The sequence below is a fragment of the Streptomyces sp. NPDC049040 genome, from assembly GCF_043197715.1.
Lineage (GTDB): Bacteria > Actinomycetota > Actinomycetes > Streptomycetales > Streptomycetaceae > Actinacidiphila.
This window is the reverse complement of record NZ_JBICTO010000001.1, coordinates 494,829-510,379: the sequence shown is the minus strand read 5'-3', so window position 1 is coordinate 510,379 and position 15,551 is coordinate 494,829. Positions and strand designations below refer to the sequence as shown.

Here is a 15,551-nt window from a genome sequence, read left to right as displayed (position 1 = left end):
CCTCAGAGTGCGATGACGAGTGGGCCGGGCGGCCACGGGGCCGCGGTCCGCGGACCGCGGCCGCCCGGCGTGAAATCCGGTGCCGTCAGGCGGCGCTGCCGTCGCCTGGACCGCCCTGCGCGGCCGTGCGGCGCCGTCCGGCGTGGATCCCGAAGCCGACGCCCGCCGCGCCGACCACGATCCCGGCGACGCCCAGGGCGCGTGCGGTGCCGTCGCTGTCGCTGCCGCCCGAGGATGCCTGCGCGGTGCCGGTCTTGCTGTCCGCGGCGGGGGCGGGGGCGGGTGCGGCCGTGCCGGTGGCCGTGGCGGCGGGCGCCTCGTCGGCGGGCGCGGTGAGCGTCAGGGTCGGTGCGGGGTTCTGCGGTTCGGCCTGACCCGCCTGGGGGATCTCGATCCAGCGCACGATGTCGCCGTTGTCGTAGGTCTGGAGCGTCTTGAACGACAGCGACGCGGCGTCGGTGGGCAGCGGCCCGAAGGAGACGGGGAACTGCTGGAACTGCCCGGGTGCGATCTTCCCGCCGCTCCAGGTGATCTTCGTGACGGCCTCGTCGACGGTCCCGTCGTCGGTCTTGACGGGCGTGTCCAGCTTCGACTTCGTCACCTGTGCGGTCCAGCCCGGGACCGGCTGCAGCGAGACCGACGCGATCGGGTGGTCGGTCGGTACGTTGACCTCGATCTTGACGGTGGACGCGCTGTCCTGCTCGTTGGGCACCTTGAAGGCGACCGTGGTGTAGCCGCCCTTGGCGGCGGTGTTCGGCTGCACGGTGACATGGGCGAAGGCCGGTACTGCGGCCAGCAGGACGGTGGCACCGGCGAGCGCGGCGACGGCGGCGGCACGGCCGCGCAGGCGTGACATGCGTGAACTGCTCATGGCAGAGGTACTCCACGGTGAGTGGTGCGGACGGTGGCATGGTGCGGGCCGCGCCGCCTGCGCAGGTGAGCGGGCGTGGGACACGCGTACGAAGCGGGTGTCCTCCCGCGGTGATGTGCGGGGGATGCCCCTACGGGTACGCGGGTGCGCCACAGAAGCGCTCCTGCGCGGCTCGCGGCCGGTCGGACCCGCGCGCCGTCGGCTCACCCCCGGTGCACGGGAGGAGCGGACACCGCGTCAGGCCGCGAGTGCCACCGGTGGGCCGCGCCTGGCCACGGAGTGCCGCAGCAGGACCGCGCGGTGCCCCAGGACCGGCGACTCTGCGCGGCGACGTATGCCGCGCGGCCGGGCACAGGGCACCCCGGCGGCGAGCGCGGACATCAGCGCGTGGGCGCGGTGCAGGACCGCGGGGCTCAGGACGGCCAGCTCCGCGGCGCCGCGTACCGAGAGCCGGGCCAGCCGCCACAGGGCGGCCTCGCCGCGCCGCAGCAGCCAGCCCGCCACCGCGGCGGCGAGCAGGTGGCCGAGCAGCATCGGCAGCGAGCAGAAGGGCAGGGCCGCCACGACGGAGTGCGAGGTGCCGGCCGGCGGCGCCATGCCGGGCATGTCCGGCATGGCCTGCAGACCGTTCGGGTCGATGCCCGCGTCGGTGACGACCTGCCGGGCCGCTTGCGGGCTGAGCCGCAGCCCGTGGTTGTCGCACACCAGTCGGGCGGCGATCGACAACAGGCCGCCGCTGTTGTCACTCGAAGGAGTGAGTGACTGCGTGGCGCACATCTGGCCCGCGCCGAAGACCGTGTGCAGCGCCAGCTGCCCCGCCGCGAGGGCGCCCGCGATGCCCGGCAGCGTCCGCTCCCGGCCCGCCAGCGGGACCACGACGGCGAGGACCGCGAGCCACCCGAAGACCAGCGCCCAGACCGGCACCGGGGCGCCGGAGGCCAGTGTGTGCCCGGCCGCGGCCAGCGCGACGCAGACCGCGGTGAACACCGCGGCCCGCAGCAGACGCATGCCGGCGCCTGCGCGCGCGGCGGCGGTCGGGGAAGCCATGACGGCGGTCATCCTCTCACCGCGCGCACCGGCGGGGAACAAGGGGGTGCCCGGCTCGCGGTGGTGTGTCCGGCTGATTCCCTACACCCGTACGCCGGGCGCACACATCCGCCGAATGAGCGGCATCACGTCAACACCACGCTTACGGAGCGCCCTTCGCGGCAATACGTAACCGTATGTCGAGCCGCAGCCAGGAGGCTGGAGCATGAGCATCTGGTGGTCCCTCCATTTGCGGCGCGAGGCTGCGAGCGTGCCGCTCGCCCGGAGACTTCTGCTGGGGACCATGGAGACCGCCGGGGTCGACCCCGACATCTCCTTCGATCTCTCGGTGGCACTGTCCGAGGCGTGCGCCAACGCCGTGGAACACGCCGGATCGACGAGCGGCTACTGCGTCACCGCGCTGATCGACGGTGACTGCTGCCGGATCGAGGTCGCCGACTCCGGGCCGGGTTCAACCCGCGACCGCACACCCGAGTTCGACCGCTCACCCGAATTCGACCGCAAACCCGACTGGGTCCTGCACCCCGCCCGGCCGCTGACCCACCGGGGCCAGTACGCCGAGCACGGGCGGGGGCTCTTCCTGATCGAAGCGCTGGTGGACCATGTGCGCTTCCACGACCGGCCGGGGCACGGCACGGTCGTGTCCTTCGACAAGGTCCTGAAGTGGCGGGACGACGCGCTCCTCAAGGCCTCTTGACGGGCTCTCCCCGTCCCCCCGCCCGGCCGTGCCCGGCGGGGGACAGCCCTCAGCCGCGGAGTGCGGCCATCCAGGACTCGACCTCGTCCGCCGCACGCGGCAGGGCCGCGGAGAGGTTGCGGTGCCCGCCGGGCGTCACCAGGATGTCGTCCTCGATGCGCACACCGATGCCGCGGTAATGCTCCGGCACCGTCAGGTCGTCCGGCTGGAAGTACAGTCCGGGCTCGACGGTGAGCACCATGCCGGGCTCCAGGGTGCAGTCCACGTACGCCTCGGTCCTTGCGTGCGCGCAGTCGTGCACGTCGAGGCCGAGCATGTGCCCGGTGCCGTGCAGTGTCCAGCGGCGCTGGAGCCCGAGTTCGAGCACCTTGTCGACGGATCCTTCGAGCAGGCCCCACTCCACCAGCCGCTCGGCCAGCACCCGCTGTGCCGCCTCGTGGAAGTCGCGGTAGGCGGCGCCCGGCTTGACCGCGTCGATGCCCGCCTGCTGCGCCGCGTACACGGCGTCGTAGACCTGCCGCTGGATCGGCGTGAAACGGCCGCTGACCGGCAGCGTACGGGTGACGTCCGCCGTGTAGAGGGAGCGGGTCTCCACCCCGGCGTCCAGCAGCAGCAGGTCGCCCGCCTTGACCGGGCCGTCGTTGCGCACCCAGTGCAGGGTGGTGGCGTGCGGGCCGGACGCGCAGATCGAGCCGTAGCCGACGTCATTGCCTTCGACCCTGGCGCGCAGGAAGAAAGTGCCCTCGATCCAGCGCTCCGAGGTGGCCTCCGCCTTGTCCAGCACCTTGACGACGTCCTCGAAGCCGCGCGCGGTCGACGCGCAGGCCGACTCCAGCTCGCCGATCTCGAAGTCGTCCTTGACCGCCCGCAGCTCGGAGAGGAAGACGGTCAGCTCCGCGTCCCGCTCGGCGGTCACCTTGTCGGTGAGGGCCGCCTCGACGCGCGCGTCGTGGCCGCGCACCACCCGGACCGGCCCCGCGGCCTCGCGCAACACCGCGGTGACCTTGCGCACGTCGCGGCAGGGCAGCCCGAGCAGCTGCTCGGCCTCGGCCAGGCTGTTCCGGCGGCCGACCCACAGCTCGCCCTGGCCGTCCAGCCAGAACTCGCCGTTCTCCCGGTCCGAGCGCGGCAGCAGGTAGGCCGTCGCCTCGTGCCCGCCGTCCGCCAGCGGCTCCAGCACCAGGACGGCGTCCTGCGTCTGGTCCCCGGTGAGGTGGACGTATTCGGTGGCGGCCCTGAAGGGGTACTCGGTGTCGTTCGAGCGCCTCCGCAGGTTTCCCGCGGGGACGACGATCCGCTCACCGGGGAAGCGGGCCGACACCGCGGCACGCCGCTGCGCGGTGTGACCGGCCTGGGCTATCGGCGCCAGGTCGTGCAGCTCCGTGTCGGCCCAGCCGGTCTTCATGACGGCGGCCAGTTCTTCCGACACCGCCGGGTAGAGCCCGTTCTTGCGCTGCTTGATCGGCTTGTCCTTGACCGCGCCCTGCCCGTCCGCCGCCGTCGTGGCCTTCGCCGCGCGCTGCTCGTCCCCGGTCGCGCCCTGCTGCTGGTCGGCCTCCGCCACTTCCCTGCCTCCTCACGATGAACCCCCGGTCCATCATCGTAGGCGGGGTGCATGTCAGTCGAAACGGGCCACCAGCAGCACCAGGTCCTCCTCGCCCCCGGTCGCGTCCAGGCCGCCGGGCAGCACGGTGCGCAGCAGGTGGTCGGCCAGCAGCCCGGGGTCCTCGCGTACGGACCCGGGCGCGCACTGGGCCGCCGCGCGCACCCGGGCGAAGGCCCGGTCGGCGGACTCGCCGGTCCTGTGCAGCAGCCCGTCGGTGAAGAGCACCAGGCTCTCGCCGGCCCGTACGTGCAGCTCGACGCTGGGCGCCTCCCAGCAGCTGAGCATGTTCAGCGGTGCGGACAGCGACGTCTCCACGAACTCGCAGCGGTGGTCGCCGACCAGCAGAGGCGGGCAGTGGCCCGCGCCCGCAAGCGTGACCTTGCGCCCACCGGGCGGCAGCGGGGCGCCCGCATGGCCGAAGAGCGCGGTCGCGCTGCGGGCCGGCTCGGTCAGCCTGAGCAGCAGTTCGAGGTCCGAGAGCACCGCGACCGGGTCCTCGCCCTCCATCACCGCGTACGCCCGCAGGGACGCCCGCAGCCGGGCCATCGCGGCGACCGCGCCGGGCCCCGCGCCCGTCACCCCGCCGACGGCCAGGCCGAGCGCGCCCTCGGGCAGCGACAGGGCGTCGTACCAGTCGCCGCCGCCGAGCGGTCCGGTGCGGTGGCGTACGGCCATCCGCACGCCGGGGACGCGCGGCAGCCGGACGGGCAGCGTCTCGGCGGTCAGCTCCGCACCGGCCCTGCGCACCCGGGCCAGCTCGAGACCGCGGGCGATGTGCTCGCTGGCGAACCGCAGATACAGGCCGGTCAGCCGGCGCTGCCGGTCGCTGGGCTCCGCGGGCTCGTCGTAGAACCACACGACACTGCCCAGCCGGCTCCTGGGGACCGCGGCGGAAGCGGCGCCGGCGAATCGGGTGGAGAGGTCGCCGGTTGCCGTGGAGGAGTCGCGGAGGTCGGTGAAGGAATCGTCCGCGGGTGCGGACGGGCCCGCACCGGTTGTGGAGGAGCCGCCGAGGCGGGGTGAGAATCCGGTGCCGTCCGCGGTGAGCGCCAGCCCGTAGCCGGCCCCGAGGCCGAGCTGCGCGGCGATCTCGCTCTCCCGGGCGTCCAGCAGCTCGCCGTGCCTCAGGTCGGGGTGTACGACCTCGTCGGCGCCCACCGGGCCGCGGCCGAAGTCCACGGTCTCCAGGGCGCCCAGATCGGCGCGGCCGAGCCCGAGTCCGACGGTGGTGTCGGGACCGAGGCCGTCGACGGGCGCCAGGGCGATCAGCCCGCGCGCCGCGCCGACCAGGGTGGCCCCGGCCTGCACGACCTCACGCAGCGTGTCGTCCAGTGACGCCGTACGGACGAGCCGTTCGGTCAGTTCGTGCAGCAGGGAGAGGTCGCAGACCCAGGACGCCAGGCGGTCCTGAACGGCCGGCGAGTGCTCCGGCGAAGCGCGTTCAGGCAGCGCCGGAACCGAGGCCGCCGGTGGTGCCGGCGGGGCCGCGACGGCGGCGGCGGAGGAAGCGGTGGCGACAGGCGCACCGGGAGTATGCGCCGCAGCGGGCCCGAGTGGCTCGCTTCCGGCCACTTTTCTGACACGGGCCGGGTTCACGGCCGGGAACTTCCGGTTGGTGGCCGGCAGGTGGGGCAAAAAGCGCTTTTCGTTCGCAGTGTGCGGAGCACCTGCATGATTAGCATCGCAAACCCCCATGTGTGCTGCGCCGCTATCAAGGAACCCACTTCTACACGCCCCATCGTGGGCATGTCCAGGATTGTCCTGGTACAAGGACTGGTGTCGGACTCCTTGCGGAGGACACCCCTGCCGGAATACCTTGGCCGAAAACAGCCACCCCCGCCCTATGCCCGCTGTCGACTGACCCCAGCCAACAGCGCGTCATATTGCGGGCGATGGGTAGGAACCCGAAGTCTGGCTCAAGCGTCATATGTACGTAATCAGTTGACGGCCGACCCAACCCCGGGTGGCGAGGGGTGCTTGGCCCGGCGTGCACCACGAACAGTGGGTCACGGTCAGGGCACCGCGAACAGACAGGCGCCATATGCGCGCTACCCTCCGCCACGTTCCACGCTCGGCTGGCGGCGTGATGCGCTGCCTCGTATGCGGTGTGCTCGGCAAGTTACGTTCTGTAATGGGCAGATCCCTGGGCGTTAACGGAAAGGAACGAGCGCTGATGCGCGAGATCCTCGGAAGGCGACGCAAGCTCTCAGTACAGCGAAAGGAGCGGACCGCGTTGCTCAACGCGGCGCTCACCTACGCCGAGCAGTGGCAGTGGAGGGTCGTGCCCGGCGTCGGCTTCGACCGGCGCGCCGGTTGGCGGGCGGTGGGAGCGCAGCCCTGCGCCTGCGGGCGCTCCACCTGCCCCGTGCCCGGCGCGCATCCGCTCGACCCCGGGCTGCTTGCGGCGACCCGCGACCCGCGGATGGTGCGCTCCTGGTGGACCCGCAGGCCCGACGCGCCGGTGGTGCTCGCCACCGGCGACCGGGTGTCGGCGGCGAGCCTGCCCGCGGTCGCGGGCGCACGCGCGCTGGAGGTGATGGAGAACCTCGGGGTCCGGCTGGGCCCGGTGGTCGCCACACCGACCCGGTATCTCCTGCTGGTCGCGCCCTACTCGCTCGCCGACCTCGGTGAGATCCTCGACAGCCACGACTGGGTCCCCACATCCCTGCGCTACCACGGGGACGGCGGCTATGTGCCGCTGCCGCCGACGAGCGGCAGCGCCGGGCAACTGCGGTGGGTCCGCCCGCCGCTGCCGGGCGCGCCGGCCGACGGCCCCGGGCCCTGGCTGCCGCCGATCGGCACCCTGGTGGACGCACTGGTCCGCGCAGGGCGCACGGCACCGGACGGCGACCGGCTGACTTTCTGACGCCGTGAAAGCGACGGCGAAGGGGTACGGCGCGGCACCTGCCGCGCCGTACCCCTTCGTGCCGTCCTGTCCGCTGTTCGCCCCCATCCGGCCTTACGCGTGACACACGCGGGGCGGCGTACGGTCGACGCACTGCCGGCGCGGACGGGCGCGCGCCGCAGACTCACTCGTTCGGGGTCGCCGTCGCCGTGACCGGCCGCGGAGAGGCGGCGGGTGGGCCGGATGCCATGATCCAAACCGCTATGTTCGGTCCACGGCCCTTCCGCCGTCGAGCACGTGGACGTGAGCGCGTGGGCCGGGGGTACGCGGGCAGCGGGTACGTGAGAGCAGCGGGTACGTGGGCAGGGAGTGCGTGGGCGCGTCGGGTATGTCGGGCCGCGTCGGCGCGCACCGTCGAGGACCGTCGAGGACGAGGGGAGCGGCACCATGGCATCGCACCAGCCCGCGCGGGAGTCCGGTGACCGCCTGCGCCTGATCGCCGCCGCCAGCGTGGCGGCGCTCGCCGTGGTCCTTCCGCTGGCCGCGGCGACGGGCGGCGGCCCGCACGACGGCGCCCAGCACGGCAACGCGGGCCACAGCGCCTCGCACCGCCCCGCCACGGGCCCGGCGGACGGCGACTGAGCCTGCGCGGACGGCGACTGAGCCTCCGCGAGCGGTGCCTGACACCGCCTCCGACCAGGCCCTGGACAGGGAAAACCCGGTCGCTGACGACGGGGGATGCATCAGCGACCGGGCTGAATAAACGGTAACAAGACTTCGTCCGAACGCAAATTCCCCGGAGGGGACGGTTCCGCCGAATCCCCTCGATTTGGGGGGAGTTGTGATCGGAATCACTGACCAACCGCTCAGTCGGATCTCGAGCCGGCTCTGCGGGTGGCCCGCCCGGCCACCCGCCCGTCGGCTCTCAGCTGAGGGTGATCTGCCGGTTGGTGAAGCCGCTCCTGGCCCGCCGCTCCTCCGCGGTCAGCGGCTCGTCGCGGCCCAGCGTCTCCGCCAGCCGCTCGCCGAACGCGGCCGCCGGCTTCTCGACCTCGTCCGCTCCCATGCCCACCGGCAGGTCCCACACCGGCACCGTCAGCCCGTGCGCGCGGAAGGATCCGACCAGCCTGGTCCCCTCGCCGAGCGACGAGGTACCGGCCGCGTGCAGCCTCGCCATCGCGTCCAGCAGCGCCTCCTCGGGGTGCGGCATGACCCAGCGCAGATGGTTCTTCTCCGGCGTCTCGCACCAGTAGGCCGCGTCGACACCGGTCAGCCGGACGGTCGGGATCGCGGCCTGGTTGGCGCGCTCGAGCGACGCCGCCACCTCCCCGGTCGCGGTCTGCGCGTCCTCCAGCCAGTACTCGAAGCCGCTGTGCACCTCGGGCACGAAGGGCGCGTCCAGGTCGAGCAGGTCCTGCAGCCGCGGCCCGTCGGGCGCCGGCCTGCGGCCCTCCACCGGGTTGCCGGGCGCCGCGGTCAGCGCGCGGGTCAGGGTGTCGGCGAGGTCGCGGCTGATGTCGCCGGAGGCCGTGTCGCTCTGCAGGCCGAGCAGGACGGCACCGGTGTCCCGGCGCAGCCCGGGCCAGGCCATCGGCAGCACCGTCCCGAGGATGACCGAGGGCACCCCGTCCGGCAGCGGCTCCTTGAGGGTGAGCGGCACGGTCGCCGCGGGCACCAGCTCGCGCAGCGCCACCCAGTCGCACTCGCCTGGCAGGCCCTCGAAGGGGCGCCGGACCAGCTCGGTCACCGCGTGCGCCGCCTCACGGCCGTGGCATGCCTTGTAGCGGCGGCCGGAACCGCAGGGGCAGGGCTCGCGCGCACCGACCACCGGCACGGCCGCCCCTTCCGCGGTCCTGGGGGCCTGTGCGGCCCCCTTGCTCCTCGTGGCGGTCGCGCGCTTCTTGGCCATGGCTCGGTCTCTCCCGTTCCGGCGGTATTCCGGCCGCGAGCCTAGCGCCCGGCGGGCCCGCCGCCGGACCACGACGGGCGGGGGCGTATGGGTGTACCGGCGGGGGCGTACGGCGTGCGGGCGTACGTATCTCCGTACGGGCGCACCGCGGCTCACTCGTCGGTGGCGGGGCGGGTGCCGGCGCACACCGAGGCGCGCCCGGGGGCGCCCGGCGGCTCAGCTCAGGTCGTCGAGCGACTCGGCGAGGTCCAGCGGGAGGTCGAGCGGGATGCCGCGCGGCAGTCCGATGCCCGTACCCCCGGAGCCGAGGTCGTCGCGCCGGGCATGCCGGCCGCGGACCGGCAGCAGCGCCCAGACCGTGACCTCGCCGGGTGCGTCGTCCCGCACACCCCAGTGCAGCGCCAGGCTGCCGACGATGCCCAGCCCGCGGCCGCCGTGCGCGGTCAGCGAAGGGCTGGAAGGGCGCGGCCTGGTGGGGCCGCCACCGTCGGTGACCTCGACTTTCAGCAGCCCGTCCACCCCGATGGCCCAGCTCGCGCGTATGCCGCAGTGCTGCCGTGCGGGCGGTGCGCTCAGCGCGCTCGCACCCGCCGCGCCGGACCCCGCCTCGTACAGCGCACCGGCGGACTCGGCCGGCTCCTGCACCTCGCCGAGCGGCCGGGCGTGCCGGCAGGAATTGCTGAGCAGTTCGGAAAGGATCAGCACCGCGTCGTCGATCACCGTCTCGGGGACGTCCCGCGCGTGCAGGTCCCTGCGCATCCGCCTTCGGGCGTCCGCGACTCCGGTGGGTCCATGGGGAAGGGCCATGGTGGAGGACGTCGGCACCTCCTGCGCGACCATCAACGACACCCCCAAGACCTCCTTCACCCCACGCCACGGGATGGATGCCCCTTGGGACACGGTCGGAAACTGGCCAACGGCGATCTCTTGACGCACTCCATATGCCCCGCGGACGCCCCCGCGTCATATGCGCGTGCCGCGGGCGCGGCGGGACGGCGCCCGGCCGCCGGGCGAAGTCAGCGGAGGGGTTCGATCGGGCCGTTCAGCTGGGCCAGCACCTGCCTGGGCCGGTTGGTGATGATCGCGTCCACCCCGAGCCGCACGCACAGCTCCACGTCGGCCGGTTCGTCGACCGTCCAGACGTGGACCCGGTTGCCCGCCCGATGCAAACGCGCCACGTACCCGGGGTTCGCCCGCACGATGCGCATGCTCGGCCCGGCGATCCGCACCCCGGCGGGCAGCCGCCCGTCACGGTGCCGCGGCGACACGTACTGCATCAGGTACACGGTCGGCAGCGCGGGCGCCGCCAGCCGCACCCGGCGCAGCGAGCGGGACGAGAAGCTCATCACCCGCACCCTGGAGTCCTCACCCGGCGGCGGCGGGCGGTCGAGGCCGAAACGGTGCAGCAGGTCGATCAGCCGCTCCTCCACCTGCCCCGCCCAGCGCGTCGGGTGCTTGGTCTCGATCGCCAGCTCCACCCGGCGGTCGGTGTCCGCGACCAGTTCCAGCAGCCGCCGCAGGGTCAGCACCCGGCTGCGTTCCGCCAGGTCGTGGCGCTCCGGCGCCTCCGGGTCGGCGTGCTGGCCCTTCCACGAGCCGAAGTCGAGCGCCGCCAGATCCGCCAGCTCGAGCGAGGAGACCGCGCCGCGGCCGTTGGACGTACGGTTCACCCGCCAGTCGTGCACGCACACCAGCTCGCCGTCCGCCGTCAGCCGGATGTCGCACTCCAGGGCACCGGCGCCGTCCTCGATGGCTTTCCGGTACGCGGCGAGCGTATGTTCTGGTACATCCTCGGAAGCACCCCGATGGGCGACGACCTGAACAGGTCGCCTCTCCGGGTACGCCTCCGGGACCACGCGCGCATGTGTCACCGGTTCATGGTGCCACCGCCCCGGCGGCGGCCACGCGAATCGGCCCCGCGCAAGCGCCACGGACATGCACAGCTACCGCTTACGGCGGTCCGACACGCCGTGGGAAATGCTGTGCTCGGCCCACCACCCTGCCCTGACCCGAGGAGAAACGCTGTGAGCACCGAGAACGAAGCCGGATCCGTACCGGCTGCGGAGTCGGCAGCGACCGCGCCCGACGGTGCCGCGCCCGACGGTGCCGCGGCGGCACAGGCCCCCGCTCCTCCGGCGGCCCCGCCGACGCCCCCCGCGCCGGACGACGCACCGAGGACCGAGGTACTTCCCGCGCAGGCGCCCCCGCCGGTCGGCCCGCCGTCCCCGTACGGTCCGCCGCCGGCCGCGCTCACCCACCAGACGCCGTCCCCCGTGCCGCCCGCCCCGCAGGCGCCCGCGGCCGCGCCGTACGAGCACGGCGGCCACGAGGCGCACAAGCCGGCCGCCTACGACGCCCCCGCGGCCCCGCGGCAGCCCGTGCACGACGCCCCGGCCCCCGCCGCCCCGCAGGCACCCGTCGTGCCGGCCCAGGCGCAGCCGTACACCCAGGCGCCCGCCTACGGTGCCGAGCAGCCCCCGCACCGGCCCGCCTACGGCGCCGAGCAGCCCCCCGCGTACGGCGGCGAGCCCGCGCACAACCCGCCCCAGGACCCCTACGCCGTACCGTCCACCCCCGCGTATGCCACCGGTGGCCAGCACCCGCAGACCCAGCCCGGCTACGGCGGCGGCGGCCCCGAGGGCCCGGTGTGGGGCGCGCCCGTGCCGACCCCGCCGGACGGCGGCCGCAAGCGCCGCGGCATCGGCGGCCTGGTCGCCGCCGTCCTGGTGGCCGCGCTCGTCGCGGGCGGTGTCGGCGGCGGCATCGGCTACTGGGCGGCAGAGCACAACGACGACAACAACACGACCTCCTCCACCACCGTCTCCGACTCCGGCAGCCAGAAGGCCCTCAACCGCGCGCCCACCTCCGTGGCAGGCATCGCGGGCAAGGCGCTGCCCCGCGTCGTCACCATCAAGGCCAGCGGCAGCCAGGAGAGCGGCACCGGCACCGGTTTCGTCTACGACACCGAGGGCCACATCCTCACCAACAACCACGTCGTCGCCCCGGCAGCCGACGGCGGCAAGCTGACCGTCACCTTCTCCAACGGCAAGACCTACGACGCCTCGGTCGTGGGCCGCGCCCAGGGCTACGACGTCGCGGTCATCAAGCTCAAGAACGCCTCGGGCGTGACGCTGTCCCCGCTGCCGCTCGGCAACTCCGACCAGGCCGCGGTCGGCGACGCCACCATCGCCATCGGCGCACCCTTCGGCCTGTCCGGCACGGTGACCACGGGCATCGTCAGCGCCGTCCACCGCCCGGTCGCCTCCAGCGACGGCCAGGGCTCCTCGGCGTCCTACATGAGCGCCATCCAGACCGACGCCTCCATCAACCCGGGCAACTCCGGCGGCCCGCTGCTCAACGCCAACGGCGCCGTCATCGGCATCAACTCCGCCATCCAGCCCGGCGGCAGCGCCCAGCCCGGCACCCAGGGCGGCAGCGTCGGCCTCGGCTTCGCCATTCCGATCAACCAGGCCAAGCGCGTCGCCGACGAGCTGATCAAGACCGGCCAGCCGGTCTACCCGGTCATGCTCGTCAGCCTCGACGGCCAGTACCAGGGCGACGGCGCCAAGATCGGCGCCACCAGCGACTCCGTCCAGGCCGGCGGCCCCGGCGCACTGGCCGGCCTCAAGCCCGGCGACGTGATCACCGAGTTCGACCACACGATCATCGACAGCGACGAGACCCTCATCGGCGAGATCTGGCAGCACCAGCCCAAGGACAAGGCCACCCTCGTCTACACCCGCAACGGCACCTCCCACACCACCACCGTCACCCTCGGCTCCCGCGTCGGCGACTCCGCCCAGTAAGCTGTGCCCCGCACGCCCAGGACCCCCACCCCGGGTCCTCCGGCACTGCGGGGAGGCTTGCCCGAGCGGCCGAAGGGAACGGTCTTGAAAACCGTCGTGGCAGCGATGTCACCGTGGGTTCAAATCCCACAGCCTCCGCAGAGGTAGCAGTACGAGCAGGTCAGAGCGGGTGCCCTGAGCTTGGGGGCACCCGCTCTGCGTTGCGCTGTCCCGCCCTGGCCCGCGTATGGCCGGCGGTAGGCCAGCGCGTGTGGGCCAGGCGTGGACCGGCTTCGGGGGTCTACGTGGATCCGCCTCCCTAAGCCAGTCCGGCTGTGAGGGTCCGGCGATTCAGGCGTCGCCGACAACCCGGCCGACAAATCGAGGGTGGCCGAGCACGGTCAACATGAGATCATCTGGCTCAGCCAATTCTGGGGGATGAGATGGACCATGCCTATGTGGCCGCGCAGGCGTACTCCACGGCAAAATACTTCGAGACCGCAGGCCTCGCGGTACTGATCGCGGTGGGCTCCCTCTGGTGGGGACGCACCTTTCGCCGCACCGGACGCAGCCCGCTGGCCGCGCCTGGCGGCGTCGTCGTCGACGGCGCCCTGTCAGGCCTGCGGCCGCCGCGTCCGAGTGCCTCCGCTCGGCTGACGGGCTGGGCGCTTGAGGTCATCGGCTGGTTCGCGGCGGTGGGGTTCGTCGTCAACCTCGGCGAAGCGATCTTCTACGCGCTCGGCTGAGCTTGAATGTCGGGATCCTGGTGTTTCCCGGCGCGGTAGCGCGGCCAGCGGGCAAGGCTGGGGCTGTTTCGAAGGCCGATGTAGTTGTCGAGATGTCTGTTGTCGGTGCCCGCACCGAACCTTCGCCACGTCCGACAGCGTCGGCGCCAGCCGCACTCTGGCCGTCGACACGGTCCGCGGCCTGCTCATCAGGCCGGCTACGGCACATGGCGGCCGAGTACGTCGCACTAGGCTCGGGCCCATGAAGGTGCTGGTCACGCGGGGAAGTGTCGCGTTGGGGGACGACGCGGACGCTCCGCATAGCCAAGTGTGGGAGCTTCCTGGGCAGTCCGGGATCCCTGACATCCTCGCCGTGATCAGGCGTGACCACTACCTCCCGTGGTTCAGGCAGGCGACATGGGTGGTGCACAGCGGTGGCCGGGGCGGTACGGCCCTTGCCGTGGTGGCGGCGCAGTGGAGACGGCCCCGGATGCTGCCTGGGGGCCTGGTCGACGCGGTCGGCCTGGCAGACGGTGACGGCACGCTCCGGCTTCACTTCGGCTACCGCGCGCAAGTCGATCCCGACGGTGTCTACGACGACCTGTGCCAGGCCCGACCGTAATGGCGTTCGGTCGACGGCGAAGCCGTACGGACACCCGGCCGCCTGAAAGGGTCTGCCCTACCCCAGGCAGAGCGCGGCCAGGCGTGGCAGGCGGCGGGCCATTTCGGCCCGGTCGTCGAAGTCGAAATTCCAGGTGGCGTCCAGTACCGGATAGCGGATGGTGAAGGCCCCGCGGGGGAGTTGTTCTCCGGTGGCGGCGAGGTGGGCGTTCCAGGCGATGCCCAGCATGTCCTCGCTCTCCAGGTCGAGTCCGTCGAGCGCCACTTGCCGCACGACGGGTGTCTCCGCGAGGGAGTCGGGGTCGGCGACAATGCGTTCGAACGCTTCGCGCCCCTGGCTTATCAGCCAGCCGCGGAAGTAGTCGAAGCCGTCGTCCGAGCATCCGCCGTTGATGAGATAGGCGGCGGCCCAGAGGGGGTTCGTGTAGGAGTCGGCCATCAGGTCCCACAACTCCCCCTGCGCCGCGACGATCTCGTCGACCGGGCGGGTGGCCAGCAGCAGCGATGCCAGGCGGGCGACCGTCTCGCCGTCGTCCGGGTCGTGCGCCTGGTCGCGGGCCGCTGCGATGAGTTGCCAGAAATGCTCTCGGTTCACGTCAGCGGAGCCTGCCATGCGGCACTGACACGGAGCGCGGTTGCCGAAAGCCGGGCACCCCGGACGGCGGGCCGCCCCCGAGGCTCTTGTCCGGCGTTTCCTGGGGGCGTTACCGTGCCGGGAATGGATCTCTTCTCCCGCTCCTGGGCGGCCTTGCGCACGGCGGTGGACGAACTCTCCGAGCAGGACTGGGAGCGGCCGTCCGGCTGCGCCGGGTGGCTGGTGCGAGACCTCGTGTGCCATCTGGTCATCGATGCGCAGGACGTGCTGATCACGCTGGTCACTCCTGCGGAGGCCGAGCCGACCGCGGACTCGGCCACTTACTGGGATCGGGTGGAGCCGCCGACGGGTGAGGATCCGCTCGACGCCTTGATCCCCAGGCTGGCCGCCGCCTACGGCGACCCGGGGCTGCTCGCCTTCCACCTCGATGACGTGGGTTCCGCCGCCGGGCGGGCCGCGGAGCTCGCCGACCCGGACGCCCGCGTCGGCACCCAGGGCAAGGTGCTGACCGTCGCGGACTACCTGTCGGCGTATGTCCTGGAGTGGACGCTGCACCACCTGGACTTGGTCGCGCATCTGCCCTCTGCTGCCGGTCCGTCCGCCGAAAGTCTGGCGGCCGCACGGGCGTTGCTCGAGAGGGTTGGCGGCGGGCCGATTCCGGCGGCCTTCTCCGACCGGGACGCGCTGCTGGTCGGGACCGGACGGCGGGTACGGACGGATGCCGAGAGCGCCGCCCTGGGCGGGCCGACCGGGAGGTTTCCGCTCGCGCTGGGTTGAAGGGATCGACAGGCGTGGTGGATAGGGGCCGGCGGCACGTCGGCAGTGGAGGCGGTTCCGGGAGGCACTGTGG

At 73.0% G+C, this 15,551-nt stretch carries 15 protein-coding genes and 1 tRNA gene; 8 read left to right on the top strand and 8 right to left on the bottom strand.

The features are described from left to right. Positions 1-85: 85 nt before the first annotated feature. Both ACGFMP_RS02375 and ACGFMP_RS02370 read right to left on the bottom strand, forming a co-directional pair. Positions 86-871, bottom strand: a complete 786-nt coding sequence (locus ACGFMP_RS02375) for a YcnI family protein (protein ID WP_393669735.1) — start codon at positions 869-871, stop codon at positions 86-88. A gap of 237 nt (positions 872-1,108) precedes the next feature. Continuing rightward, a complete protein-coding gene (locus ACGFMP_RS02370) occupies positions 1,109-1,918 on the bottom strand; it encodes a hypothetical protein (protein WP_393669734.1) in 810 nt (269 codons plus the stop codon). Positions 1,919-2,123: 205 nt separating this feature from the next. Here ACGFMP_RS02370 and ACGFMP_RS02365 point away from each other — a divergent pair, with 205 nt between their 5' ends. Then, positions 2,124-2,615, top strand: coding sequence for an ATP-binding protein (locus ACGFMP_RS02365; RefSeq protein WP_393669733.1), 492 nt, complete (start codon positions 2,124-2,126; stop codon positions 2,613-2,615). A 49-nt stretch (positions 2,616-2,664) separates the two neighbouring features. Here ACGFMP_RS02365 and ACGFMP_RS02360 read toward each other — a convergent pair whose 3' ends face one another. Then, positions 2,665-4,077, bottom strand: coding sequence for an aminopeptidase P family protein (locus tag ACGFMP_RS02360; protein ID WP_393670300.1), 1,413 nt, complete (start codon positions 4,075-4,077; stop codon positions 2,665-2,667). Between the two features lie 156 nt (positions 4,078-4,233). After that, the gene (locus ACGFMP_RS02355) at positions 4,234-5,817 is read right to left on the bottom strand and encodes a PP2C family protein-serine/threonine phosphatase (RefSeq protein WP_393669732.1); all 1,584 of its coding nucleotides are present in this window, start codon (positions 5,815-5,817) and stop codon (positions 4,234-4,236) included. A gap of 577 nt (positions 5,818-6,394) precedes the next feature. Between ACGFMP_RS02355 and ACGFMP_RS02350 the strand changes: the two genes are divergently transcribed. Then, positions 6,395-7,087 (top strand): bifunctional DNA primase/polymerase, encoded by a 693-nt coding sequence (locus tag ACGFMP_RS02350; RefSeq protein WP_393669731.1) that lies wholly within the window; start codon positions 6,395-6,397, stop codon positions 7,085-7,087. Between the two features lie 426 nt (positions 7,088-7,513). Continuing rightward, positions 7,514-7,708 carry a hypothetical protein gene (locus ACGFMP_RS02345; protein WP_393669730.1) on the top strand — a complete coding sequence of 65 codons (195 nt, stop codon included), beginning with the start codon at positions 7,514-7,516 and terminating at the stop codon, positions 7,706-7,708. Positions 7,709-7,991: 283 nt separating this feature from the next. Here the strand turns inward: ACGFMP_RS02345 and ACGFMP_RS02340 are convergent, their stop codons facing one another. The 3 genes from ACGFMP_RS02340 to ACGFMP_RS02330 all read right to left on the bottom strand — a co-directional run bounded on the left by ACGFMP_RS02340 (position 7,992) and on the right by ACGFMP_RS02330 (position 10,846). After that, on the bottom strand, positions 7,992-8,975 hold the full coding sequence (locus ACGFMP_RS02340; protein WP_393669729.1) for a DUF5926 family protein: 984 nt from the start codon (positions 8,973-8,975) through the stop codon (positions 7,992-7,994). 216 nt (positions 8,976-9,191) lie between these two features. Then, positions 9,192-9,911 (bottom strand): ATP-binding protein, encoded by a 720-nt coding sequence (locus ACGFMP_RS02335; RefSeq protein ID WP_393669728.1) that lies wholly within the window; start codon positions 9,909-9,911, stop codon positions 9,192-9,194. An 80-nt stretch (positions 9,912-9,991) separates the two neighbouring features. Then, complete coding sequence (locus ACGFMP_RS02330; protein ID WP_393669727.1) at positions 9,992-10,846, bottom strand: glycerophosphodiester phosphodiesterase; 855 nt, start codon at positions 10,844-10,846, stop codon at positions 9,992-9,994. A 153-nt stretch (positions 10,847-10,999) separates the two neighbouring features. Here ACGFMP_RS02330 and ACGFMP_RS02325 point away from each other — a divergent pair, with 153 nt between their 5' ends. The 4 genes from ACGFMP_RS02325 (at position 11,000) to ACGFMP_RS02310 (ending at position 14,107) form a co-directional block, all read left to right on the top strand. Continuing rightward, complete coding sequence (locus ACGFMP_RS02325; protein WP_393669726.1) at positions 11,000-12,781, top strand: S1C family serine protease; 1,782 nt, start codon at positions 11,000-11,002, stop codon at positions 12,779-12,781. Positions 12,782-12,832: 51 nt separating this feature from the next. After that, positions 12,833-12,919 (top strand) — tRNA-Ser (locus ACGFMP_RS02320). 284 nt (positions 12,920-13,203) lie between these two features. Continuing rightward, positions 13,204-13,506, top strand: a complete 303-nt coding sequence (locus tag ACGFMP_RS02315) for a hypothetical protein (RefSeq protein ID WP_393669725.1) — start codon at positions 13,204-13,206, stop codon at positions 13,504-13,506. Between the two features lie 352 nt (positions 13,507-13,858). Further along, entirely contained in the window at positions 13,859-14,107 is a 249-nt protein-coding gene (locus ACGFMP_RS02310; protein WP_393669724.1) for a hypothetical protein, read from the top strand. Positions 14,108-14,164: 57 nt separating this feature from the next. Here ACGFMP_RS02310 and ACGFMP_RS02305 read toward each other — a convergent pair whose 3' ends face one another. Then, positions 14,165-14,701 carry a DUF4240 domain-containing protein gene (locus tag ACGFMP_RS02305; protein WP_393669723.1) on the bottom strand — a complete coding sequence of 179 codons (537 nt, stop codon included), beginning with the start codon at positions 14,699-14,701 and terminating at the stop codon, positions 14,165-14,167. 123 nt (positions 14,702-14,824) lie between these two features. Between ACGFMP_RS02305 and ACGFMP_RS02300 the strand changes: the two genes are divergently transcribed. Continuing rightward, positions 14,825-15,478 (top strand): maleylpyruvate isomerase N-terminal domain-containing protein, encoded by a 654-nt coding sequence (locus ACGFMP_RS02300; RefSeq protein WP_393669722.1) that lies wholly within the window; start codon positions 14,825-14,827, stop codon positions 15,476-15,478. Positions 15,479-15,551: the final 73 nt, after the last annotated feature.